Source organism: Nocardia vinacea NBRC 16497 (assembly GCF_000308835.1).
Lineage (GTDB): Bacteria > Actinomycetota > Actinomycetes > Mycobacteriales > Mycobacteriaceae > Nocardia > Nocardia vinacea.
Genome location: NZ_BAGN01000280.1, coordinates 1 through 248, shown reverse-complemented (window position 1 = coordinate 248; position 248 = coordinate 1). Strand labels below are relative to the sequence as shown.

The following is a 248-nucleotide window of genomic DNA, read 5'->3' as shown; positions in this document are numbered from 1 at the left end:
TCAGCGATTTGGATTCGGTGAGCGGGCGCGGGTCGGTCATCGTTCGAGGCTATCGGCAGGAGGTGACGCTGCGGCCTGATCGTTCGGTCGGGCGGGCATTGCGGTAGGGCTGTTTGGTCTTGAGCATGGCGTAGAGGACGTCGCAGCGACGGCGGGCGAGGCAGATGAGGGCGGCGTTGCGTTTCTTGCCCTCATCGCGTTTTCGCGTGTAGTAGGCGCGGCTAGCTGGGTCGTGCAGAGCGGCGAAC

The 248-nt window shown here is 64.9% G+C and carries 1 pseudogene; it reads right to left on the bottom strand.

Annotated elements, in window-relative coordinates:
- Nucleotides 1-49 precede the first annotated feature (49 nt).
- Nucleotides 50-248: pseudogene (locus ON44_RS33490) on the bottom strand (hypothetical protein); the annotation flags it as partial.